The organism is Streptomyces corchorusii, assembly GCF_001514055.1.
Lineage (GTDB): Bacteria > Actinomycetota > Actinomycetes > Streptomycetales > Streptomycetaceae > Streptomyces > Streptomyces olivaceoviridis.
Map to the genome: position 1 here is coordinate 776,363 of NZ_KQ948351.1, position 21,754 is coordinate 798,116.

General features: G+C 72.0%; 23 protein-coding genes. 7 read left to right on the forward strand and 16 right to left on the reverse strand.

The window, feature by feature from the left end:
* Positions 1-29: 29 nt before the first annotated feature.
* The 4 genes from chvE to AQJ11_RS03610 all read right to left on the reverse strand — a co-directional run bounded on the left by chvE (position 30) and on the right by AQJ11_RS03610 (position 4,449).
* Positions 30-1,139: a multiple monosaccharide ABC transporter substrate-binding protein gene (gene chvE / locus AQJ11_RS03595; RefSeq protein WP_059261813.1), complete on the reverse strand. Its 1,110-nt coding sequence runs from the start codon at positions 1,137-1,139 to the stop codon at positions 30-32.
* A 6-nt stretch (positions 1,140-1,145) separates the two neighbouring features.
* The gene (locus tag AQJ11_RS03600) at positions 1,146-2,162 is read right to left on the reverse strand and encodes a hypothetical protein (protein ID WP_014672498.1); all 1,017 of its coding nucleotides are present in this window, start codon (positions 2,160-2,162) and stop codon (positions 1,146-1,148) included.
* A 122-nt stretch (positions 2,163-2,284) separates the two neighbouring features.
* Positions 2,285-3,289, reverse strand: a complete 1,005-nt coding sequence (locus AQJ11_RS03605) for a zinc-dependent alcohol dehydrogenase (RefSeq protein ID WP_059261814.1) — start codon at positions 3,287-3,289, stop codon at positions 2,285-2,287.
* Positions 3,286-4,449 carry a mandelate racemase/muconate lactonizing enzyme family protein gene (locus AQJ11_RS03610; protein ID WP_059261815.1) on the reverse strand — a complete coding sequence of 388 codons (1,164 nt, stop codon included), beginning with the start codon at positions 4,447-4,449 and terminating at the stop codon, positions 3,286-3,288. The genes AQJ11_RS03605 and AQJ11_RS03610 overlap by 4 nt, the downstream gene beginning before the upstream one ends.
* Positions 4,450-4,649: 200 nt before the next feature.
* On the opposite strand from AQJ11_RS03610, the gene AQJ11_RS03615 reads away from it, so the two are divergent.
* Entirely contained in the window at positions 4,650-5,519 is an 870-nt protein-coding gene (locus AQJ11_RS03615) for an SCO2400 family protein (protein WP_063807646.1), read from the forward strand.
* A gap of 249 nt (positions 5,520-5,768) precedes the next feature.
* On the forward strand, positions 5,769-6,926 hold the full coding sequence (locus tag AQJ11_RS03620) for a serine hydrolase domain-containing protein (RefSeq protein ID WP_059261816.1): 1,158 nt from the start codon (positions 5,769-5,771) through the stop codon (positions 6,924-6,926).
* An 85-nt stretch (positions 6,927-7,011) separates the two neighbouring features.
* On the opposite strand, the gene AQJ11_RS03625 is transcribed toward AQJ11_RS03620, so the two are convergent.
* Together AQJ11_RS03625 and AQJ11_RS03630 are read right to left on the reverse strand one after the other, a co-directional pair.
* On the reverse strand, positions 7,012-7,431 hold the full coding sequence (locus AQJ11_RS03625; RefSeq protein WP_014672492.1) for an organic hydroperoxide resistance protein: 420 nt from the start codon (positions 7,429-7,431) through the stop codon (positions 7,012-7,014).
* Positions 7,432-7,526: 95 nt separating this feature from the next.
* Positions 7,527-8,525: an NADP-dependent oxidoreductase gene (locus AQJ11_RS03630; RefSeq protein WP_059261817.1), complete on the reverse strand. Its 999-nt coding sequence runs from the start codon at positions 8,523-8,525 to the stop codon at positions 7,527-7,529.
* 92 nt (positions 8,526-8,617) lie between these two features.
* On the opposite strand from AQJ11_RS03630, the gene AQJ11_RS03635 reads away from it, so the two are divergent.
* Together AQJ11_RS03635 and AQJ11_RS03640 are read left to right on the forward strand one after the other, a co-directional pair.
* Positions 8,618-9,055 carry a MarR family winged helix-turn-helix transcriptional regulator gene (locus tag AQJ11_RS03635; RefSeq protein ID WP_014672490.1) on the forward strand — a complete coding sequence of 146 codons (438 nt, stop codon included), beginning with the start codon at positions 8,618-8,620 and terminating at the stop codon, positions 9,053-9,055.
* Between the two features lie 76 nt (positions 9,056-9,131).
* Complete coding sequence (locus tag AQJ11_RS03640) at positions 9,132-9,926, forward strand: EI24 domain-containing protein (RefSeq protein WP_015493236.1); 795 nt, start codon at positions 9,132-9,134, stop codon at positions 9,924-9,926.
* A gap of 43 nt (positions 9,927-9,969) precedes the next feature.
* Here the strand turns inward: AQJ11_RS03640 and AQJ11_RS03645 are convergent, their stop codons facing one another.
* The gene (locus tag AQJ11_RS03645) at positions 9,970-11,211 is read right to left on the reverse strand and encodes a pyroglutamyl-peptidase I (RefSeq protein ID WP_059261818.1); all 1,242 of its coding nucleotides are present in this window, start codon (positions 11,209-11,211) and stop codon (positions 9,970-9,972) included.
* A 332-nt stretch (positions 11,212-11,543) separates the two neighbouring features.
* Positions 11,544-12,521: an aldose epimerase family protein gene (locus tag AQJ11_RS03650; RefSeq protein ID WP_059261819.1), complete on the reverse strand. Its 978-nt coding sequence runs from the start codon at positions 12,519-12,521 to the stop codon at positions 11,544-11,546.
* A 163-nt stretch (positions 12,522-12,684) separates the two neighbouring features.
* On the opposite strand from AQJ11_RS03650, the gene AQJ11_RS49680 reads away from it, so the two are divergent.
* Positions 12,685-12,855 carry a hypothetical protein gene (locus tag AQJ11_RS49680; protein ID WP_167360844.1) on the forward strand — a complete coding sequence of 57 codons (171 nt, stop codon included), beginning with the start codon at positions 12,685-12,687 and terminating at the stop codon, positions 12,853-12,855.
* A gap of 42 nt (positions 12,856-12,897) precedes the next feature.
* On the opposite strand, the gene AQJ11_RS03655 is transcribed toward AQJ11_RS49680, so the two are convergent.
* Complete coding sequence (locus AQJ11_RS03655) at positions 12,898-13,782, reverse strand: SGNH/GDSL hydrolase family protein (RefSeq protein ID WP_059261820.1); 885 nt, start codon at positions 13,780-13,782, stop codon at positions 12,898-12,900.
* 256 nt (positions 13,783-14,038) lie between these two features.
* On the opposite strand from AQJ11_RS03655, the gene AQJ11_RS03660 reads away from it, so the two are divergent.
* Positions 14,039-14,533 (forward strand): DUF3145 domain-containing protein, encoded by a 495-nt coding sequence (locus AQJ11_RS03660; protein ID WP_041665147.1) that lies wholly within the window; start codon positions 14,039-14,041, stop codon positions 14,531-14,533.
* Between the two features lie 66 nt (positions 14,534-14,599).
* On the opposite strand, the gene fabF is transcribed toward AQJ11_RS03660, so the two are convergent.
* The 5 genes from fabF to fasR all read right to left on the reverse strand — a co-directional run bounded on the left by fabF (position 14,600) and on the right by fasR (position 19,553).
* Positions 14,600-15,862: a beta-ketoacyl-ACP synthase II gene (gene fabF / locus AQJ11_RS03665; protein ID WP_059261821.1), complete on the reverse strand. Its 1,263-nt coding sequence runs from the start codon at positions 15,860-15,862 to the stop codon at positions 14,600-14,602.
* Positions 15,863-15,968: 106 nt separating this feature from the next.
* A complete protein-coding gene (locus AQJ11_RS03670) occupies positions 15,969-16,217 on the reverse strand; it encodes an acyl carrier protein (RefSeq protein ID WP_014672482.1) in 249 nt (82 codons plus the stop codon).
* A gap of 81 nt (positions 16,218-16,298) precedes the next feature.
* A complete protein-coding gene (locus AQJ11_RS03675) occupies positions 16,299-17,330 on the reverse strand; it encodes a ketoacyl-ACP synthase III (RefSeq protein ID WP_014672481.1) in 1,032 nt (343 codons plus the stop codon).
* Between the two features lie 10 nt (positions 17,331-17,340).
* On the reverse strand, positions 17,341-18,258 hold the full coding sequence (locus AQJ11_RS03680) for an ACP S-malonyltransferase (protein WP_014672480.1): 918 nt from the start codon (positions 18,256-18,258) through the stop codon (positions 17,341-17,343).
* Positions 18,259-18,347: 89 nt separating this feature from the next.
* Positions 18,348-19,553 (reverse strand): fatty acid biosynthesis transcriptional regulator FasR, encoded by a 1,206-nt coding sequence (fasR, locus tag AQJ11_RS03685; protein ID WP_014672479.1) that lies wholly within the window; start codon positions 19,551-19,553, stop codon positions 18,348-18,350.
* A gap of 185 nt (positions 19,554-19,738) precedes the next feature.
* Between fasR and AQJ11_RS03690 the strand changes: the two genes are divergently transcribed.
* Positions 19,739-20,392, forward strand: a complete 654-nt coding sequence (locus AQJ11_RS03690; RefSeq protein ID WP_059261822.1) for a pirin family protein — start codon at positions 19,739-19,741, stop codon at positions 20,390-20,392.
* On the opposite strand, the gene AQJ11_RS03695 is transcribed toward AQJ11_RS03690, so the two are convergent.
* Both AQJ11_RS03695 and AQJ11_RS03700 read right to left on the reverse strand, forming a co-directional pair.
* On the reverse strand, positions 20,389-21,210 hold the full coding sequence (locus AQJ11_RS03695; RefSeq protein WP_059261823.1) for a serine hydrolase domain-containing protein: 822 nt from the start codon (positions 21,208-21,210) through the stop codon (positions 20,389-20,391). The genes AQJ11_RS03690 and AQJ11_RS03695 overlap by 4 nt on opposite strands.
* 19 nt (positions 21,211-21,229) lie before the next feature.
* The gene (locus AQJ11_RS03700; RefSeq protein WP_059261824.1) at positions 21,230-21,706 is read right to left on the reverse strand and encodes a GNAT family N-acetyltransferase; all 477 of its coding nucleotides are present in this window, start codon (positions 21,704-21,706) and stop codon (positions 21,230-21,232) included.
* Positions 21,707-21,754: the final 48 nt, after the last annotated feature.

The window sequence follows — 21,754 nt, forward strand, 5'->3', positions numbered from 1 at the left end:
TGCCTTCCAATCCGTAGGAAATGGGCGGGTTACTTGAGGTCGGCCTCGGTGTAGTAACCGCCGTCGACCAGCACCTGCTTGTAGTTGCTCTTGTCGACGCTCACCGGCTGGAGCAGGTAGGCGGGCACGACCTTCGTCCCGTTGTCGTACGTCTTGGTGTCGTTGACCTCGGGCTTCTTGCCCTTCAGGGAGTCGTCCATCATCGTGGCGGCGACCTCGGCGAGCTTGCGGAGGTCCTTGTAGACGGTCTGCGTCTGCTGACCGGCGATGATCGACTTCACCGAGGCCAGCTCGGCGTCCTGGCCGGTGATGACCGGCAGCGGCTTGCTGCCCGAGCCGTAGCCGTCCGACTTCAGGGCGGACAGGATGCCGATGGAGATGCCGTCGTACGGCGAGAGGACCGCGTCGACCCGGCCGCTCTTGTAGGCGGAGGTGAGGACGTCCTCCATGCGCTTCTGCGCGGTGGTGCCGTCCCAGCGCAGGGTGACGACCTGGGTCAGCTTGGTCTGCCCGGACTTGACCACCAGCTGCTTCTTGTCGATGTACGGCTGGAGGACGCTCATGGCGCCGCCGAAGAAGTACTTGGTGTTGTTGTCGTCGTTGGAGCCCGCGAACAGCTCGATGTTGAACGGGCCCGTCTTGCCGTTGGTGAGCCCGAGCTTGTCGACGATGTACTGGCCCTGGAGCTTGCCGACCTTCTCGTTGTCGAACGAGGCGTAGTAGTCGACGTTCTTGGTGCCGAGGATCAGCCGGTCGTAGGAGATGACCGGGATGTGCGCGTCGGCGGCCTCCTGGAGGACGTGGTCCAGGGACTTGTTGTCGATCGCCGCGATGATCAGGCCCTTGACGCCCTGCGTGATCAGGTTCTCGATCTGCGAGACCTGGGTCTCCGGGTCGTCCTCGCCGTAGACCAGCTTGGTCTTGTAGCCCTTGGCCTCAAGGTCCTTGACGACGTTCTTGCCGTCGGAGATCCAGCGCTCGGAGGACTTGGTCGGCATGGCGATGCCGATGGTGGCGCCCTTGACGTCGCCCGACTTCTCCTTGCTGCCGCCCTCGCCGCTCTGACCGCAGGCGGTGAGGGTGAGGGCGAGCGAGGCGGCTGAGGCCATCGCGGCGAGTGCGGCTCTGCGGTTGCGCATGTGGGATCAGTCCTTGTCGTTCTCGTCGTTGAGAGGAGCGGAGGTGACAGGTGCGGGTGCTTGGACGGGGAAGCGGTGGAGCGTTCCCGGCAGTCGGGAGCCGAGCGGCGCCATGTCGCCGTCCGCGCCGTGCCGGGCGAGCAGGTCCAGGGCGAGCCGGCCGCGCCGCACCCGCTCCCGGGCGGTGTCCAGGGTCACGTCCCGCAGGTGGGTGCCCCACGGGTAGATGCCGGGGGCCTTGGACAGACCGAACTTCAGGTAGAGCGGTGCGCCGCGCCGGATCAGCTCGGCGACCTCGTACATCCGGACGTAGCCGCCGAGGTCGTCGGGGGCCTCGATGTACATGTCCATGGGGGCGCCGGAGGCCCGGCGGATCTCGGTGAGGTGGTCCAGCGTCAGATCGCTGGGCACGTTGACGGAGTCGGCGCCGAGCCGCTCGTAGACGGCGTACGAGGCCGGGTTGACCGGGCCGATGAGCGCCGAGACCTTCAGCGTGGTGTCGGCGGGGATGATCCCGGCCTCGCGGGCCCGGTGCAGGGTCCACAGCACGCCCTCGTCGGCGACCAGCAGGCACTTGACGCCCAGTTCGGTGGCCCGGACGGCGTCCTCCATACAGCCGGCGACGGCGTCGTGGCCCCGGGCGCGCAGGCCGGCCCCCCGCGAGTCGGACCGCACCGAGCCGCCGATGTCCCAGGTGCCGCGCGGGCCGGTGAACAGGCAGAGCTCGATGTCGCGCTCGTTCGTGGCGTCGACCATCTCGGTGATCTCGGCGTCGGTGAGCATCCACACGCCGCTGCCCTGGCTGATCCGGTGGATCGGCACATCGAGGCGCGAGGACTCCTTCAGGACGACCGCCAGCGCTTCGGGACCCTCGCACGAGGGGATCTCGGTGCGCCAGCGACCGCCGCCCGGGAAGGTGTGGGTGGAGGCGTCGGCGGGGTCGAGGGCGGGCGCGCCGAGGCCGAGTGCGGCGAGCACCTGCTCGCCGGGCCTGCGGGCTGCCGGAGGGGAAGCGTCGGTCACAAGCTGTCCTTAGGGTCCTGAGTGTTCGGTATTTCGGACAAGGTTCGCGGCTCTGGGTATGGAGAAGCGCTGGGTGTACGCCGGTCAGGGCGCCGTCAGGTCACGCCCTGACCGGCGTACGGTCAGGGGCGGAGCAGCACCTTGCCTACCTTGGGATCGCCGGCCCCCACGAGCTCGATGGCCTGCGGGAACTCCGTCAGCGGCAGCTCGTGGGTGACCAGCGGCAGCGGGTCGAGCAGCCCGGCCCCGAAGACCCGCACGGTGTGCGCCCAGGCCTCCGGCGGCGCCCCGAAGACGGTGTGCACCTCAAGCTGCCGTACGACGAGATCGGTCGGGTCGAGCCCGTCCGCGCCCGGCGCCGGGATCCCGGTGAGGACCAGCCGCCCGCCGCGCCGCAGCAGCGCGGCGGCGGTGCGCGCGGCGGACGCCGACCCGGCGGTCTCGATCACCACGTCGAAGTCGCCGGGCACCTCCTCGTCCCTCAGCCGGAAGTCGCTCGCCCCGAACCGGCGGGACAGCGCCTCCCGGTCGTTCCGCGTGCCCACCACGAGCAGCTCCGCCGGCGAGACCGCCCTCAGGAACTGCACGGCGAACATGCCCAGCGTGCCCGTGCCGACCACCGCGACCCGCTCGCCCGGCTGGGCGTTCGCCTTCAGCGCGGCGGCCGCGATGCAGGCGGCCGGCTCCAGCAGGGCGGCGGCGGTGAGGTCGGCGTCGTCCGGCAGGACGTGCAGCAGCCGGGCGGGCAGGGTCAGCGTGGCGGCCATGGCTCCCGGCTGGGTGAACCCGGTCTCCTCGTACCCGGCCGAGCACAGCGTGGTCTCGCCCGCGTGACAGCGCTCGCACACCTGGCAGTTGCGGAAGCCCTCGCCGACGACCTTGCGGCCGACCAGCGAGCCGGGCACCCCGGCACCCACCGCCGTGACCGTCCCCGACCACTCGTGTCCGGGCGTGAGCGGATAGCGCACGTACCCGTCCGGCCGGTTGCCCTGGTACACCTCGCGGTCGCTGCCGCAGATGCCGGCCGCGTGCACCGCGACCAGCGCCTCGCCGGGACCGGGCTGCCGGGGCGTGTGGGCCTCGACCCGGTGCACCCCCGGCGCCTCGACCAGGACCTGGGAGCTCACTTCGTGCCCTTCGGCTTGCGCTGCTCCCAGCCCTCGGCCCACAGGTCGAACCGGGCCTGCTGCTGCGGGAACTCCGCCGCCGCGTCGACGTCCAGCTCGACGCCGAGCCCCGGCGCGTCGGAGAGGTGGAAGCAGCCGTCCTCCGGGTTCACCTGCGGCGCCCCCTTGACCACCTTCTTGATCTCCGCGTCCGCGAAGTCATTGAAGTGCTCAAGGATCTTGAAGTTCGGGGAGGTGAAGCCGACCTGGAGCGAGGCGGCGGTGAGCACCGAACCGCCCACGTTGTGCGGGGCGACGAGCATGTAGTGCGTCTCGGCGGTGGCGGCCAGCTTCCGGGTCTCCCAGATGCCGCCGATGTGGCCGACGTCGGGCTGGATGATGTCCACCGCCTGGCTGTCGAACAGCTCGCGGAACTCGATCCGGTCGTGGATGCGCTCACCGGTGGCCACGGGGACGTCCACCTTGGCGGCGACCTTCTCCAGCGCCTTGAGGTTCTCCGGCGGCACCGGCTCCTCCAGCCACGCGGGCTTGAAGGGCGCCATCTCCTTGGCCAGCCGGACGGCGGTGGCGGGGGAGAAGCGGCCGTGCATCTCCAGCATCAGCTCCGCCTCCGGGCCGATCGCGTCCCGCACGGCCTCGATGAGCGAGACCGCGTACAGGGTCTCCTGGTGGTCCAGCTCGAAGTGCCCGGTGCCGAAGGGGTCGATCTTGAGCGCCTTGTAGCCGCGCTCCATGACCCCCTGGGCCGCCTTGTGGTACGCCTCCGGGGTCCGCTCGGTGGTGTACCACCCGTTGGCGTACGCCTTGACCTTGTCGGTCACCTTCCCGCCGAGCAGCTGCCACACCGGCATGCCCAGCGCCTTGCCCTTGATGTCCCAGCAGGCCATCTCGACCACCGCGATGCCGGACATGACGATCTCGCCGGCCCGGCCGTAGTCGCCGTACTTCATCCGGCGCACGAGGTCCTCGACAGCGAACGGGTCCGAGCCGAGAATGTGGTTGGCCTCGGCCTCCCGCAGATAGCCGATCAGCGCGTCGGTGTGCCCGAGCATCCGGGTCTCGCCGACTCCCGTGATGCCCTCGTCGGTGTGCACCTGGACGTAGGTCAGGTTGCGCCACGGCGTGCCGACCACGTGCGTGCTGATTCCGGTGATGCGCACGGCAGTTGCCCCTCAGCTGTTCGAGATTTCGTCACACGTTCGAAATGTTGGCGTGACAGTAAGGACGGTCCGGCGGGGGTGTCAATGGGTCGAACAGGTAACGGTTTCGGCACGGCTTTCGACAACACATTCGACCCCGCACCAAACCTTCACAACCACGCCTGGAACCGGAACCGCGCGGACTCTAGTCTTCCCGCGTCATGAACTACTGCCTCCCGTGCCGACGGCACCTCAACGGCGCCCTGGCCTGCCCGGGGTGCGGAACCCCTGCCGACCGGCTCGCGGCCCCCGCGGCGGCGCCGGCCGCGCACGGGCACGGGCAGACGCAGACACCGGCGACGTACGAGCAGCCGTACGAGCCGTCGTTCGAGGCGCCGTACGAGCAGCCGCACGAAGAGGCGCACGGCGGTCCGGACGCCCCCGGGAAGCCGGAGCGGGCGGCAGAACCGGAACCGGCGGGGGCGGAGGCCGGCGAAGCGGCCGGGGTGGCGGCCGACGCCGCCGACGACGAGGTCGCCCCGGCCGGCCGGCGGGCCCGGGGCGAGGCCGAGGGCAGCCGCCGCGACCGCAAGGCCGCCGCACACCGCCGAAGACGCCGCCGTGTCGTTCTGGTCGCCGCCGGCTTCGTCCTCGCGGCGGGCGGGCTCAGTCTCGCGGAACTGGGCACGGACGCGCCCTTCTCGCCCTTCTCCAGCGACACCCCGGCCCCGGCCGGGGACACCTCGGCGGACGGCGGCGCCGCCTCCGTCGCGCCGGACCGCACCGCCGGCCCCCCAGGCACCGCCTCCGGCGCCACCCCGCGCGCGGGCGAGTCCGCCTCCCCGGACGCCTCGGCCTCCGCCTCCTCGTCGAAGTCCCCGAAGGACGAGGATTCCGCTTCCCCTTCCGTCACGGACACCGGCACGGCGCAGCAATCGGCCACGACGAGTTCCGGTGCGACCCCGACGACCCCGGCCGCCCCGCCCCCCAGCCCATCCGCCACCCCGACCGCGGCCCCGACGACCTCCGCGCCCACGCCCGAGCCGTCGCCGACGAAGACCTGCGACCGCTTCCTGTGGTGGTGCACCTGAGGACGTCCGCGGGCACCTGAGCGTCCGCGCGCGTCCGGCTCCGTCCGTGTGCACGTGAAGCACGCCCCGGCGCACCCCCGCCGCCCCGCGCCATCGGCCATCCGGGCTATCCGTGACACCCCTGGGCCCTCACGGTGGTTGAGTCGAGCAGGCACGTCTCGCCGTACCGGTCTCGGGAACGCCCGATGCCGGGGCAGGGCGTCGTGCCGAGGGGGGAGCAGTGAGCAGCGGTTCGGTCGAGGAGAGCGGATGACGCAGGAGATCACCGTCCAGGGCACGGTCGCCGAGGGCTTCGAGTCGGTGCGCGAGGAGTTCGCCGCCTTCGTCGCCGGTGAACGGCAGGACTACGAGGGCCAGTTGTGCGCATACGTCCACGGACGGCGGGTCGTGGACCTGTGGGCGGGTGCCGGGGTGACGGGTGACTCGCTGTACGCCCTCTACTCGGCCACGAAGGGCGCGGCCCATCTGGTGGCGGCGCTGCTCGTACAGGACGGCACGCTGGAGCTGGACCGCAAAGTCACCTACTACTGGCCGGAGTTCGCCGGCGAGGGCAAGGGCGCGCTGACGCTGCGGGACCTGCTGGCGCACCGGGCGGGGCTGGTCGGCACCGACACCGGGTTCAGCGTCGCCGAGCTGGCCGACGACCGGATGATCGCCGAACGCCTCGCCGACCAGCGGCCGTTCTGGCGGCCGGGCGCGGCGTTCGGGTACCACGCGCTGGTCATCGGCGCGCTGACCGGCGAGGTCGTCCGCCGGGCGACGGGCCGCACGCTCCAGGAGGTGTACGAGGAGCGGGTCCGCGCCCCCCACGGCCTCGACCTCCATCTGGGTCTGCCCGAGGCGCACGAGCCGCGCTTCCGCACGGTCCTGCCGATGCTGCCGACGCCCGCGCAGCAGGCGCAGCTCGACGCCGTGCCGACCGGCCCGCACACCCTCGGGTCGATCGCCTTCAACCGGCACGGCGCGGAGCCCACCGACCTGGAGAGCCTGCCGAACCAGCGGCTGATCCGCGCCCAGGGGCCCGCCTCGGTGGGCGGGACCGGCTCGGCGCGCGGTCTCGCGGGCATGTACGCGGCGATGATCAGCGAGGTGGACGGCAGGAGCCCGCTGCTGAAGGGCGACACACTGGCGGAGTTCGCCCAGATCCACTCCACGGGGTACGACCTGGTGGCCCGCGTCCACAAGTCCTTCGGCCTCGGCTTCCAGGCGACGGCCGACCTCTGGCACCCGTTCCTGGGCGCGGGCACGCTGGGCCACAGCGGCGCAAGCGGCGTCCAGGCCTTCGCGGACCCGCACGCGGGCATCGCCTACGGCTACACGCGGCGCAGGTTCGCGTTCCCGGGCGGAGCGGCCCCGGAGAACGACAGGTTCGCGGCGGAGGTCCACAAGGCGGCGCTGGCCGGCTGAGGAGCGCACAGCGCACGCCCCCGGCCGAGAAGCAGCCGCACCCCACGTCCAAGGATGCGGCTGCCGAAGTAAGGAACGACGGAGGTCAGACCAGCGTCACGCTGATGTTCCCGCGCGTCGCCTTCGAGTAGGGGCACACCTGGTGGGCCTTGTCGAGCAGAGCCTTCGCGGTGGCCGCGTCGACGTTCGGGATGCTCGCCGAGATCTCCACGATGATCCCGAACCCCTCGTCGTTCCTCCCGATGCCGACCCTGGCCGTGACCGTGGACCCGGACACGTCGGCGCCCTCCTGCCGGGCGACGACCCCCAGCGCCCCCTGGAAGCACGCGCTGTAACCGGCGGCGAACAGCTGCTCCGGGTTGGTCCCGGACCCGCTGCCGCCCATCTCCTTCGGCGGGTTGACGACGACGTCGAGTCGGCCGTCGTCCGTGGCGACCCGTCCGTCGCGGCCGTTCTCGGCGGTGGCGACGGCGGTGTACAGGACGTCGGACTGCGTGATGGGCATGCGGTTGTCTTCCTCCTCGGTCCGCCGCGACTCGCGCCCACGGTCGACGACGGATTTCGGAAAGAAGCTACCGCATGCCGGAAACCGGAGGAAGGTCAGAGCTTGACGACCATCTTGCCGATGTTGTCGCCGCGCAGGACCCCGAGGAACGCCTCCAGGTTGTTCTCGATGCCCTCGACCACGGTCTCCCGGTACTTCAGCGCGCCCGAGGCGACCCAGGGGCCGACCTCCTGGACGAACTGCGGCTGGAGGTCGTAGTGGTCGCCGACGAGGAAGCCCTCGATCCGGCCGCGGGTCTGGATCAGCCGGGCCAGGTTCCTCGGGCCGGGCGCGGGCTCGGTGTTGTTGTAGACCGAGATCATGCCGCAGACGGCGATCCGGCCGCCCTGGTTCAGCGAGCCGATCGCGGCCTCCAGGTGGTCCCCGCCGACGTTGTCGAAGTAGACGTCGATGCCGTCGGGCGCGGCCTCGCGCAGCTGCTCGGCGACCGGGCCGCTCTTGTAGTTGAACGCGGCGTCGAAGCCGTACTCGTCCACGAGCAGCTTGACCTTCTCGTCGGACCCGGCCGAGCCGATGACCCGCGAGGCGCCCTTGAGCTTGGCGATCTGGCCCACCTGGCTGCCCACGGCCCCGGCGGCGCCCGACACGAACACGGTGTCGCCCTCCTTGAAGGAGGCGGTGCGCAGCAGGCCGGCGTAGGCGGTCAGACCGGTCATGCCGAGGACGCCCAGGTACGTCGACAGGGGCGCGGCCTCCGGGTCGACCTTCACGGCGTTCTTCGCGTCCACGGCCGCGTACTCGCGCCAGCCGGAGAAGTGCAGGACGTGGTCGCCCGCGGAGATGCCCTCGGCGCGGGACTCGACCACCTCGCCGACCGCGCCGCCCTGCATGACCTTGCCCAGCTCGAAGGGGGCGACGTAGGACTTGGCCGCGCTCATCCTCCCGCGCATGTAGGGATCGACGGAGAGGTACTCGTTCCGCACCAGTACCTGACCCTCGCCCGGGGTCGGGACCGGCGCCTCGACGAGGGCGAAGTCCTCGGGCTTCGGCCAGCCGACCGGTCGGCTGAGCAGGTGCCACTCGCGGTTGATCATGACGGAGCCTTTCGTGCCATTTACTTCAGTACCTGAAACAACCATGCCCCTGAATATTTCATGATGTCAAGTAAGCGGGTATCCTGGGGGGTATGTCCACCCCATCGAAGACCCACCGCCCCGACCCCCTGACCATGGAGGTGGTCGAGCTGATCGGTGACGTCGTGGCCCGCTTCTACGCGGACTACGAGGAGGCGGCGGGCGAGCACACGCTGACCGGCCCGCAGGCCAGGCTGCTCAGCCTGCTCTCGCTGGAACCGCTGCCCATGCGCAAGCTGGCCCAGAAGCTCAAGTGCGAGCCGTCGAACGTCACCGGGATCGTGGACCGGCTGGAGTCCCGCGGCCTGGTGGAGCGCCGCCCCGACCCGGCCGACCGCCGGGTGAAGGTCGCCGCCGCCACCGAGGAGGGCCGCCGGGTGGCCCGGGACCTGCGCGAGGGCCTGCACTTCGCCCGCGAGCCGCTCGCCGCGCTCACCGACGACCAGCGCCGCTCCCTGCGTGACCTGCTCCGCCGCATGCTGGACGCCTGAGACCCCGCCCGGTACCGGCCGGCCCCGCCGTCACCGGCCACCCGCGCTGTCACACCGAGCCAGTAAAGTCCTCGCCATGCGCGATCTTGGGGTGGGTTTCGGGTATCTGCTGAAGGGCCAGCGATGGGTGGCCCGGCACGGGCGGAGCTACGGCTTCGGGCTGCTGCCCGGACTGATCACGCTGGTGCTGTACGCCGCCGCGCTGGTCGCGCTCGCCGTGTGGGGCGCGGACGCGGTCGGCTGGGCGACCCCGTTCGCGGACGACTGGTCCAGCCCCTGGCAGGGCCTGTTCCGCGGCTTCCTGACGGCCGTCCTCTTCGCCCTCGGCCTGCTGCTGGCCGTGCTGACGTTCACCGCCGTCACCCTGCTGGTCGGCCAGCCCTTCTACGAGAACCTGTCGGAGAAGGTCGACGCCGACGTCTCGCCCGACGGCACCGCCCCGCGGTCGGACCTGCCGCTCCTGCGCGAGCTGTGGATCTCCGCCCGGGACAGCCTGCGCGTCCTGGTGCGGGCCGGCCTGTGGGGGGTCCTGCTCTTCGCCCTCGGCTTCCTGCCGTTCGTCGGGCAGACCGTCGTCCCCGTGATCGGCTTCTTCGTCACCGGCTTCTTCCTCACCGAGGAACTGGCCGCCGTGGCGATGCAGCGCCGGGGCGTCGACCTGCGCGCCCGGCTCACCCTGCTCCGCTCCCGCAAGACCCTGGTCTGGGGCTTCGGCACCCCCCTGGGCCTGGCCTTCCTGGTCCCGTTCGTCGCGGTGTTCCTGATGCCGGGCGCGGTCGCGGGCGCCACGCTCCTCGCCCGCGACCTGCTGGGCGAGGAGACCGGCGAGGACGGCGCGGACGCGCCCCGGACGCAGGACGTCACCCCCTGACCGAGACCTTCGCCCTAAGGTCCCGTCCCGGCCGGTCCCGGCGTCAGCCCGGCCTTCGCTCCGCCGCACCGACGGACACGGCGACGATCGACCGGACCTGCGCGATGATGTCCAGCCGGTTGCGCACGAACTCGGGGTCGGTCACCTCGGTGGTGTTCCCGGCCCCGAACTGGAGCACGGGCGTGTGCACATGCCCGCCCGGCAGCGTGTCGTGCAGCCCGAGCCGGTCCCGCAGCAGGGTGGCCCGGTAGGCGATCTCGTTGGAGAGGTAGTCGCCGCCGGCCCCGGCACGGGCGGTGGAGCCGGGGGTCGGCCCGTCCGGCCGTACGACGGGCGCGGTGCCGCCGGCCGGTATCTCGGTCACCTCCGTGTGGTCGTAGACGGGGAAGCGGCCCGTCCGCGCGGCCACGACGGCGGTGTACGGCAGGGTGGTGCCCGTCCACTGCGGCTGCGACGCCGGGTCCGTGACCGGGATGGTCCCGGTCCGGCCGACGTTGTCGTTGTCCGCGAAGCCGCCCCGCCAGGCGCCGTTGGTGCGCTCGACGTCGAACCGGCCGACCCGGCCCTGGCTCACGGTCGTGAACAGGTCCACCTCCGGCAGGTACGGCCGCAGCGTCCGCTCCACCGTGCCCTCGGCGAAGTCCTGCCAGCGCACCGGGAACACGGCCGCCTCGACGCGCGCCGGTCCCCGCGCCGTCTCGATGACCGTGCCGTCCAGCGCGAGCGCCGTCGCCCCCGAGGGATTGGAGATGCGGATGTCCCGGTCGAGCGTGAAGGGGTCGAACCCGGTGAGCAGGACGCGCCGCAGGTGCCCCTGCCCCGGGTAGCGGATGTCGCTCTGCCCGCGCGAGGTCCGCTCCAACCGGTCCAGCAGTGCGTCCCGTTGCCGGTCGGTGAGCCCGAAGTTGGGCTCCCAGGTGCGCACTTCCCGGGTCATTCCCAGCCGGGCCCAGTACAGCGGCCGGTCGTCGTCCCGGCTCAGATCGCCGCCGGCCGGCCCCCGCCCCTGCGCCCGCTCCACGGCCCGCCGCCACAGCGCGGACCCCTCGCGTACGACGATGCGGCGGGCCTGCGCGTAGGAGCGCGCGTGGTGCAGGGCCTGGCCGAACTCCGGTGCCGCGTCGGCGAATCCGGAGCGCCGGAGGATCTCCTGCGGCACGGCCTGGTCGAGCCGCTGTTCCTCGGTGGTGGGGGAGGGCGGTGCGGCGGCGGATGCCGTGGCGGTGGGCGCGGACAGGCCGGTCAGCAGGGCCAGCCCGATCAGGCCGATGCGTATGCGGGTCACGGGAGTTCGGGTCCTTCCGTCGCTGCGGGGCGCGCGTGGTGCGGTGGGACGGCCGCAGTATCGCGTGCCGGAAGCGACCCGTGCCATGGTGCGGGCGCTGCCGGCGGCGCCCACCGCGGGACGCGAGGTCCGGACAGGACGGCGGGGACCTGGCCAAGTGTGAAGGGTTCGTACGAGATCTCCGCCGGACGCTCGATCGAGGGGCGCCGCCTCAGCACGACGATTAACGTCTGATCCGGGACAAGTCCCCCGCGGAGGACGCGTCCCTCCCGCGCAGCCCCGGTCCGGGAACCTGACCCCCGGACCGGGGCTACACGGCCCCTCGCGGCGGGCTACCGGCCCCGGACGCCGAAGCCGTACACCGTCTCGGAGCGGAAGACCTCGCCGGGCCGCAGCACCGTGCTCGGGAAGTCCGGCCGGTTGGGGGAGTCCGGGAAGTGCTGCGTCTCCAGGGCGATCCCGGCGCCGGGGCCCAGCGGCCCGGACAGGTGGTCGGCGGTGTAGAGCTGGAGGCCCGGCTCGGTCGTGGCCACCGTCAGGGTCCGCCCGGACGCCGGATCGTGCAGCTCGGCCACCTCCTCCGCCACCCCGGTCACGCCCTTGTCCAGGACGAAGTTGTGGTCGTAGCCGGAGCCGGTCTTGCGGGCCGTACGGAAGTCGAAGCGGGAGCCGGTCACGTCCTCCGGCGCGCCGGCCGGGATCAGGTCCGCGTCCACCGGCGTGTACCGGGACGCGGCCAGCCGCAGCTCATGCCCGCCCGCGTCACCGGAACCGCTCAGGTCCCAGTACGTGTGACTGGTCAGGTTGACCACCGTCGGCGCGTCCGTGACCGCCTCGTAGGCGATCCGCAGCGCGCCCGACGCGTCGAGCGTGTACGTCACCGCCACCTCCAGCCGGCCCGGGAAGCCCTCCTCGCCGTGCGGGCTGACCCGGCTCAGACGGACGCCGTGCGGGACCGGCGCCACCTCCCACACGCGCTTGTCGAACGCGCGTTCACCGCCGTGCAGCGAGTTCGGGCCGTCGTTGCGGGCCAGCGCGTACGTCCGGCCGTCCAGCGGGAACCGGCCGCCCGCGATCCGGTTCGCGTACCGGCCGATCACGGCACCCAGGTACGGCTCCGGATGCGCCAGGTAGCCGTCGAGGTCCGGGAAGCCCAGCGCCACGTCCACCGTCCGCCCGGCGCCGTCCGGGACCTCCACGGACTGCACGATCCCGCCGTACGACAGCACCCGCACCCGCACACCGCCGCGCTCCAGCGTCCACCGGTGCACCGCCGTGCCGTCGGGGAGCGTGCCGAAAAGTTCGTTCATGTGGAAAACCCTAGTAGTGCCGTCGGACGTCGCATCCGCTGCGGGTGACGGTTCACCGCGTGTGCCGCGCCCGCACTTGACGGACTGTCGTGTCTCTGGTGGTGTTTCCCCTCGCCCCGCCCGCTGCCGGGGCGGACGAGGACTCATCACGCGCGGGGGACGCATGAGTGATCGCGAGCTGTGGGCGAGTGTCGGCCTGCTGGCCACATTCCTGGGCTTCGTGGTGTCGGTCTTCGTCGGCCCTCCGGCCTGGTTCCTGGGCGTCCTGTTCGCCGCACTGGCCGTGAGCGTACTGATCATCCGGACCGAGCAGAAGAAGCGCGGCCACCGCTGAAGCCGCACCGCCTGTCCGAACCGCTCACCGAAACGGGGCCGGTCACGGATTTCCCGCCGTGATCCTCCGGTACGCGATCTCCGCCAGCCGCGCCTGACCGTCCTTGCTGGGGTGGAACCAGTCCCAGTGGCTGAGCTGGTCCGTGCCGAAGCGGTAGTCGTACACCGCGTTGCCGTCGAAGCGGCAGCGGCGGTCCTTGGCGCAGACCTCCCTCAGCACCTGGTTGTACTCCACCACCCGCTGCTGCACGGAGTCCCGGCGCAGCATCGCCGCGCTGGTCAGATCGTCCGCGTCGCCCAGCATCGACGGGCAGATGCCCAGCTTCCACACCTGCTTGCCCAGCGCGTTCGTCCGGCCCTGCGACCACAGCCGCTTCAGGTTCGGCACGCTCGCCACGTACACCTGCGTCTTCGGCAGCGCCGAGCGCAGCGTGCGCAGCGCCTCCTCGAAGTCCGCGCGGAAGTCGGCCAGTGGGGTCATCGCCGACGCCGAGGCCCGGCAGGCGTCGTTCGCCCCCACCATCACCGTCACCAACTGCGGGCGCCGGGAGACCGCCTGCTCCATCTGCCCGGGCAGGTCCGCCATCCGGGCGCCCGTCACCGCGTAGTTCCAGCTCCGCTCCGCCGCCCCCGTCACGCCCAGCAGCCGCACCGCCAGGCTGTCCACCTTGGCGTCGCCGCCCGTCGCCCACGACACCTCCGGGCAGTCCGACAGCACCGTGCACGCGTCGAAGCCGCGCGTGATGGAGTCGCCCACCGCGGCGATCGAGTCCGGGCTGCGGTCCCACACCGGGGGCCGGGCCGCGCCCGCCTTGGTGCCCGCCGGCGCCGGCGCGCTCCCCGCCCCGTCGTCACATCCGGCGGCGCCCAGCAGCACGGCCGCCACGACGGCGAGAACGGCCCGTACACGGTGGCTTCGCTTCCGCATCCCTGCTGTTCCCCTCGTTCGACGGTAGGCACTCCCTCCCCTGACAACGTGCGAGGGTTCCCGGCCCGGCGCCCCGGGAACGGCGCACCCCCGCACAAGCGTCCCCCTGGGTGAATGGCGGCGGTTTCCTGGCACCGGGACCGACCGTACGTCACACTCCTTGCCCCGCCGCAGGGTAGCCTCGCCATCAACGCGGCCGTCGCGCCACTGCCGCCCAGCCAGTCCGCAAGATGTCCCGCTCTGCCCGGAGGTTCCGGTGACGACACGTGGAGTTCTGTACGTGCACTCCGCGCCGCGCGCGCTGTGCCCGCACGTCGAGTGGGCCGTCGCCGGGGTGCTCGGCACGCGCGTCAACCTCGACTGGATCCGGCAGCCGGCGGCCCCCGGCACCTGGCGCTCGGAGTTCTCCTGGCAGGGCCAGGCCGGCACCGCCTCCCAACTCGCCTCCGCGCTGCGCGGCTGGCACCTGCTGCGCTTCGAGGTCACCGCCGAGCCCTGCGCGACCGCCGAGGGCGAGCGCTACAGCTGCACCCCCGACCTCGGCATCTTCCACGCCGTCACCGGCATCCACGGCGACATCCTGATCCCCGAGGACCGCCTGCGCGCCGCGCTGACCCGGTCCAAGCAGGGGGAGACCGACCTGGAGGCGGAGATCGCCAAGCTCCTGGGCAAGCCCTGGGACGACGAACTGGAGCCGTTCCGCTACGCCGGCGAGGGCGCCCCGGTCCGCTGGCTGCACCAAGTGGTGTGACGTCGCGCACGGACCGGACACGCCGAAGGGCCCTCACCGACCGGTGAGGGCCCTTCGCCGTGTCTCTCAGATCGTCCGGAACGCCAGGACCACGTTGTGCCCGCCGAAGCCGAACGAGTCGTTCAGCGCGGCGATACGGCCCTCGGGCAGGGCCCGCGCCTCACCGACGACCACGTCCGCGTTGACCTCGGGGTCGAGGTCGTCCACGTTGATGGTCGGCGGAGCCGTACGGTTCACCAGCGCCAGGATCGACGCGACGGTCTCCACACCACCGGCACCGCCCAGCAGGTGACCGGTCATCGACTTGGTCGCGGAGATCGCCATGTGGTCGACGTCGTCGCCGAACACCTTCCGCAGCGCCTTGATCTCGGCCACGTCACCCTGCGGCGTCGAGGTGGCGTGCGCGTTCACGTGCACGATCTCGGCCGGCTTCAGGTCCGTGTTGTCCAGCAGGTTCTGCAACGCGTGCGCGATCCCGTTGCCGGACGGCTCGGGCTGCGTGATGTGGTGCGCGTCGGCGGAGATGCCCTGTCCGACCGCCTCGGCGTAGATCCGGGCGCCGCGGGCCTTCGCGTGCTCCTCGGACTCCAGGACGATCACACCGGCGCCCTCACCGAGCACGAAGCCGTCCCGGCCGGCGTCGTAGGGACGCGAGGCGCCCTGCGGATCGTCGTTGTTCTTGGACATCGCCATCATGTTGCCGAACGCGGCGATGGGCAGCGGGTGGATGGCGGCCTCGGTACCACCGGCCACGACCACGTCCGCACGCCCGGTGCGGATCATCTCGATCGCGTACCCGATGGCCTCCGCGCCCGAGGCGCAGGCCGAGACCGGGGTGTGCACACCGGCGCGGGCGCCCAGCTCGATCCCGACGTTGGCCGCCGGGGAGTTGGGCATCAGCATCGGCACGGTGTGCGGGGAGACGCGGCGTACGCCCCTCTCCTTGAGGACGTCGTACTGGTCCAGCAGGGTCGTCACGCCGCCGATGCCGGAGGCGATGACCGCGCCGAGACGGTCCGGGTTGATGGACGAGTCCTCACCGGCCCTGGCGGTGAAGCCGGCGTCCTTCCAGGCCTCCTGAGCGGCGATCAGCGCGAACTGCGCGGACCGGTCCAGCTTGCGGGCCTGCGGGCGGGGGATGATCTCGCCCGGCTCGACGGCGATCTGCGCGGCGATGCGGACCGGCAGCTGCGCCGCCCACTCCTGCTCCAGCAGGCTGACGCCGGACGTGCCGGCGACAAGGGCCTCCCAGGTCGAGGCTGCGTCGCCACCCAGCGGTGTGGTTGCGCCGATACCGGTGACGACCACGGTGCGATTGGTCGGGCTCACGGGAATTCTTTCTCCAACGGATACGGGAGGACTACCCCCGCGTCTGCGGGGATTACGGCGCCACCGCCGGGTGGCGGGGCTTGCAGCCTGCGGCCTAAGGGGTGGCTCAGGCCTGGTGCTTGAGGATGTACTCGGTCGCGTCGCCGACCGTCTTGAGGTTCTTGACGTCCTCGTCCGGGATCTTCACGTCGAAGCGCTCCTCGGCGGCGACGACGACCTCGACCATGGACAGCGAGTCGACGTCCAGGTCGTCGGTGAAGGACTTGTCCAGCTGGACGTCCTCGGTGGGGATCCCGGCGATCTCGTTCACGATCTCCGCGAGACCCGCGACGATCTCTTCCTGAGTGGCGGCCATGTCAGGCGCTCCTTCTTCGATAATCCAGACGGTTTGTGGCAGTGGTTCCCCTGCCGGATCGCATGATCCGGCACGGAGTGCCTAGGGGAGGGTAACGACCGTGGCGGCGTAGACGAGACCCGCCCCGAATCCGATGACGAGCGCGGTGTCGCCGCTCTTCGCCTCCCCGGTCGCCAGGAGCCGCTCCATCGCGAGCGGGATCGAGGCGGCCGAGGTGTTGCCGGTGGTGCGGATGTCACGGGCGACCGTGACGTGCTCCGGCAGTTTCAGTGTCTTCACCATCGAGTCGATGATCCGCACATTGGCCTGGTGCGGGATGAAGACGTCCAGGTCGTCCGCGGTGATTCCGGCCGCGTCCAGCGCCTGCTGGGCGACCTTCGCCATCTCGAACACGGCCCAGCGGAACACCGCCTGGCCCTCCTGCGTGATCGCAGGGAACTTGATGTTGCCCTGGCTGTCCAGGGGCAGCTGGGAGACGTCGCCGACGGCGAACCGGTCCCAGGAGACGGTCTGCTTGATGGTCTCGGACTTGTCGCCCTCGGAACCCCACACCGTCGGGCCGATCGCCGGCTCCTTCGAGGGGCCGACCACGACCGCGCCGGCGCCGTCACCGAACAGGAAGGCGGTCGCCCGGTCCTCCAGGTCGGTCAGGTCGCTCAGCCGCTCCACGCCGATCACGAGCACGTACTCGGCGGAACCTTCCACCACCATGCCCTTGGCGAGGGTCAGGCCGTAGCCGAAGCCCGCGCAGCCGGCCGAGATGTCGAAGGCGGCGGCCTTGTCCGTGCCGAGCTTGTCGGCGATCTCGGTGGCGACGGCCGGGGTCTGGCTGAAGTGCGAGACGGTCGAGACGACCACCGCGCCGATCCGCTCGGCGTCGATGCCGGCGTCCGCGATGGCCTTCCCGGAGGCCTCGATCGCCATCGCGGCGACGGTCTCCTCCGGGCCCGCCCAGTGCCGGGTCTCGATGCCGGAGCGGGAGCGGATCCACTCGTCGGACGAGTCGATCTTCTCCAGGATCACCTCGTTGGGCACGACCCGGGTCGGCCGGTAGCCGCCGACGCCGAGGATGCGCGCATACGGGGCGCCCTTGCTGGGCTTGATCTTCGCCATGTACGGCTCCTTAGGCACCGGCGTGCTCTGCGAGCAGAGCGCGGGCCGCGTCGAGGTCGTCGGGGGTCTTCAGGGCCAGCGTCGCGACACCGGGCAGGGCCCGCTTGGCCAGGCCGGTCAGGGTGCCGCCCGGGCACACCTCGACGAGCGCGGTGACGCCCAGCTCCTTGAACGTCTCCATGCACAGGTCCCAGCGCACGGGGTTGGCGACCTGGCCGACCAGCCGCTCCAGCACCTCGGCACCGGAGGCGACGGTCTCGCCGTCCTTGTTGGAGACGTAGGGAATCTTGGGGTCGGCCGGCGACAGCGCCGCCGCGGCCGTGGCCAGCGTCTCGACCGCGGGCGCCATGTGACGGGTGTGGAAGGCGCCGGCCACCTTCAGCGGGATGACCTTGCGCACGCCCTCGGGCTTGTCCTCGGCCAGCGCGGCGAGCTGCTCCAGCGTGCCGGCGGCGACGATCTGACCAGCGCCGTTGATGTTCGCCGGGGTCAGGCCCAGCTTCTCCAGGTGCGCCACGGAGGTCTCCGGGTCGCCGCCGAGCAGCGCCGCCATGCCGGTCTCGGTGACCGCGGCGGCGTCGGCCATCGCCAGACCCCGCTTGCGGACGAGGCCGAGGGCGGCCGTGTCGTCCAGGACACCGGCGAAGGCGGCGGCGGTGATCTCACCGACGCTGTGCCCGGCGACCGCGCCGGGGTTGATGTCACCGAGTGCCGCGGCGGACAGGATGCCGGCGGCCACGAGCAGCGGCTGGGCCACCGCGGTGTCCCGGATGGCGTCGGCGTCGGCCTGGGTGCCGTAGTGCAGGAGGTCCAGTCCGATGGCGTCCGACCAGGCGGCGACGCGGTCGGCGGCACCGGGCAGTTCGAGCCAGGGGGTCAGGAAGCCGGGCGTCTGAGCGCCTTGGCCAGGAGCGACGAGTACGAGCACTCTCACACTCTCTCTTGGGGACGGGCACGGCCGCCCGTGAGGACAGGGACGAAGAACACGAAGGGCTTTTGTGGGCCTCCGACAAAACCCTATGCCTGGGATTCGGCGTCGGCCAGACGCCCCAGGATGAGCGCGATCCGTAGTGTGAACGCGGATCGTACATCCGAAGGCGACCATCCGGTGACGTCAGTCACACGTCGGAGCCGGTAGCGCACGGTGTTCGGGTGAACGAAGAGCATCCTCGCCGCGCCTTCCAGACTGCTCGCCTGCTCCAGGTACACACTCAGTGTTTCCAGCAGTGCCGAGCCCGCCTCCTCCAGCGGTCTGTAGATCTCCTCCACCAGCTGTTCGCGCGCGCTCGGATCACCCGCGATGGCCCGCTCCGGCAGCAGATCGTCCGCCAGCACCGGACGCGGCGCGTCCTGCCAGGCGGAACAGGCCTTCAGCCCCGCGGCGGCGGCCTGCGCGGACCGGGTCGCGGCCAGCAGATCGGGGACGACGGGCCCCGCGACGACCGGCCCGGCGGCGAACGGCCCGATCAGCGACTTGGCCACGGCGAGCGGATTGGCGCTGCCACCTGCGACGACGACCAGCCGGTCGCCGAGCACCCCGGTGAGCACCTGGAGCTTGGCGTGCCGGGCGGCCCGCCGGATGGCCTCCACCGTCAGCTCGCTGTCCCCGTCCGGCGCGGTCCCGAGCACGACGCACACGTGCTCCGGCGAGTTCCAGCCCAGCGCGGCGGCCCGGCTGACGGCCCCCTCGTCCGCCTCCCCGCTCAGCACCGCGTTCACGACCAGCGACTCCAGCCGTGCGTCCCAGGCACCCCGTGCCTCGGCGGCCTGGGCGTACACCTGGGCGGTGGCGAAGGCGATCTCCCGGGCGTACACGAGCAGCGCCTCGCGCAGCACGCTCTCGTCACCCGGCGCCGCCACCTCGTCGATGGCGGACTCCATGACCTCGATGGTGGTCCGCACCATCTCCACGGTCTGCCGCAGCGTGATGGCCCGGGTCAGCTCACGCGGCGCGGTGCCGAAAACGTCCGTGGAGATCGCCTGGGGCGCGTCCGGGTGCCGGAACCACTCGGTGAACGCCGCGATGCCCGCCTGGGCGACGAGGCCGATCCAGGAACGGTTCTCCGGGGGCATGGCCCGGTACCACGGCAGGGTCTCGTCCATGCGCGCGATGGCCTGCGCGGCCAGGCTCCCGGAGGACTTCTCCAGTCGCTTCAGGGTCGCGGCGTGCTGATGGACGTCGTGGGCTGCGGGATCGCCGTTGTGGGATTCGGGTTCGGGCACGGGGACAAGACTGCCTTATCGGGCCGGGCGCGTGCGCCGCCGGGGTTGTGCTTGACGGCTCGGCCGCCTCCGGGGGCGCGCCCCCTCAGGCTCCCTGGCGGCCGACGCGTGGGGACGGTGGGCGCCGGCGGGCCCTTGCCCCGGGCCGGGTCCCGTGCGCCCGGCCCGGCTACCGTGGTGCCGTGATGGACGTACGGCGCGCCGGTGAGCGCTATCGCGGAGGGGACCCCGAGGGCGGGATCGACACCTGGCACGCCTTCTCCTTCGGCCGGCACTACGACCCGGACAACCTCCGCTTCGGCGCGCTGATCGCCTGCAACGAGGAGCGGCTCGCGCCCGGCGCCGGCTTCGGTGAACACCCGCACAGCCACACCGAGATCGTCACGTGGGTGGTCGAGGGGGAGTTGACCCACCGTGACTCCACGGGGCGCGAGACGCGGGTCCGGCCCGGGGACGTCCAGCACCTCGGCGCGGCGGCGGGCGTACGGCACGTCGAGCGCAACGACGGGGACGTCCCCCTGACCTTCGTACAGATGTGGCTGACGCCACGCGAGTTTGGCGGCGATCCCTCCTACGACCTCGTCACCGGCATCGCCGACTCCACGCCGTACCCGGTGCCGGCGGCGGGCGCGGTGCTCCACGTGCGCCGCCTGGACCCCGGCGAGCGGACCGCCGTCCCGGACGCGGCGTACGTGTACGCGCACGTGGTGCGGGGCGCGGTCCGGCTCGCGGGGGAGGAGCTGGGCCCCGGCGATGCGGCGAGGATCACAGGGGCGGAGGGCCTGGAGGCGGTGGCGGCCACGCCGGCGGAGCTGCTGCTGTGGGAGATGACGGCTTAGCCGCGCACCTCGGTGAGCACCGCGTCCGTGAAGGCCGGCCACGCCTCGACCGCCCAGGCGCCGAACGCCCGGTCCGCCAGGGCGACCCCGGCGAGCCCGGCGTCCGGGTCGATCCACAGGAACGTCCCGGACTGCCCGAAATGCCCGAAGGTGCGCGGTGAGGAGGAACTCCCCGTCCAGTGCGGGGACTTCCCGTCGCGGATCTCGAAGCCCAGCCCCCAGTCGTTCGGGTTCTGGTGGCCGTACCCCGGCAGGACCCCCTTCGTCCCCGGGTACTGCACGGTCATCGCCGCCGCCACCGTCCGCGGGTCCAGCAGCCTCGGCGCCTGCACCTCCGCCGCGAACCGCAGCAGGTCCCCGACCGTCGACACCCCGTCCTTCGCCGGCGACCCCTGGAGCGACGTCGACGTCATCTCCAGCGGCTCCAGCACCGCCTGCCGCAGATACTCCGCGAACGGGATGTCCGTCGCCTTGGCGATGTGGTCCCCGAGCTGCTCGAACCCGGCGTTGGAGTACAGCCGCCGCTCCCCGGGCGGGGCCGTCGCCCGGTGCTCGTCGAAGGCGAGCCCGGAGGTGTGGGCGAGGAGGTGACGGACCGTCGACCCGGGCGGCCCGGCCGGCTCGTCCAGCTCGATCGCGCCCTCCTCGTACGCGACGAGCGCCGCGTAGGCCGCCAGCGGCTTGGTGACGGAGGCCAGCGGGAAGCGGTGCCCGACGGGACCGTGCGTCCCGAGGACGGTTCCGTCGGCTCGTACGACACCCGCCGCGGCGGTGGGGACGGGCCAGTTCTCGATCAGCGCCAGGCTCTGCAACGACATGCCTCCGAGCCTATGCGGCTCACAGCGGCAGCCGCATCGACGGGTCGGGGTCCCGGGTGAAGCCCAGGGAGGTGTACAGCGGCTCGGCCTCCGGCGAGGCGTTCAGCAGCACGTGCCCGGCACCCCGCGCCCGGAACCAGCCCAGCAGCTCCTCCATGCACGCGCGCGCGTACCCGCGCCTGCGGGCGTCCGGGTCGGTCGCCACACTGAAGACGTGCCCGACCCGCCCCCGCGGGTTCCCGGCCCTGCCGATGCGGTACTCCACCGTCCCCGCCACCAGCGCGGCCAGCGCCCCCGGCCGTCCGGGGTGCTCCACGACGAACGCGGCGAAGTCCCCGTCCTGCTCGGCGAGCCGTTCCCGCAGCGCCGGCAGCGACTGCGCGTGCCACTCGGTCGCCCCGGAACCTCCCGCGCTCCACAGGGAGTCGATCATCACCTGGCGCAGTCGCAACACTTCGGCGGCGTCCTCGGGCCGGGCCCGGCGTACAAGACTCATGGGCCGCACGCTAATCAGCCGCCCCGGGTGCCGTCCTGTGGATTTCTC